The organism is Brachybacterium sp. HMSC06H03 (assembly GCF_001807385.1).
Taxonomy (GTDB): Bacteria; Actinomycetota; Actinomycetes; order Actinomycetales; family Dermabacteraceae; genus Brachybacterium; species Brachybacterium conglomeratum.
Window position 1 is genome coordinate 8,507 of sequence record NZ_KV788918.1, and the last position, 690, is coordinate 9,196.

The 690-nt window shown below is 78.1% G+C and carries 1 pseudogene; it reads left to right on the forward strand.

Annotated elements, in window-relative coordinates:
* Positions 1-196: 196 nt before the first annotated feature.
* Positions 197-690, forward strand: a pseudogene (locus HMPREF3159_RS13570) (hypothetical protein); the annotation flags it as partial.

Genomic DNA, 690 nt, shown 5'->3' on the forward strand with positions numbered 1-690 from the left:
CCCCCGCCGATCCGAGAACGTCCATGCCCACCCCCATCCCCCGAATCCAGCCCGCGTCCACCTGCGGTCCAGCTGCTCGCGGTAGCCTTCCAGCACGCCCAGGACGAGGCGTGCGCACGGCCCTCGGGGCGGTCCCCCGCCTGCACGGGCCGGCGCTCGGGCCTCGTCACCGTCCCGGGGAGGACAGCGAATCGCAGTGAGCGCAGGAGAGACACCCTCGGCCGAGCGGCCGAGCAGCGGGAGCAGCCGGTTCCCGGACCCCTTCGCGCCCGGCTCGCCGCCCCCGCAGGCCCACCAGTCCGGCTCTCCGGCCCAGCAGCCCGGCCCGCAGGTCCCCGACCCATCGGTCGGCTCCGCTGCCGGCGACGAGCGGCTCCGCCCACCAGCACCTGTCCCGTCGGGCGGCGCCTCAGCGCCTCCTCTCCACCCGGCCACCGCGTCGGCCGATGCACGACCCACCGAGCCGTCGGCCGACAGGCCGGTCGCCCCCGGCGCCCAGGACCTGCCGTGGAAGGCGACCGCGGAGCGGCGCGACCTGTGGGGACCGAAGCAGACGGCGCTCGAGGGCACGGTCCGCGGCCCCGCCTCCCGCGAGGTGTCCGCGCCGCGCCCGTCGTGGCTCGTGCGGCTCGGGGCGCCCGTCGTCCTCGGCGGGCTGGCCGGTCTCGCGGCGCTGCTGGTCGTGCTCGG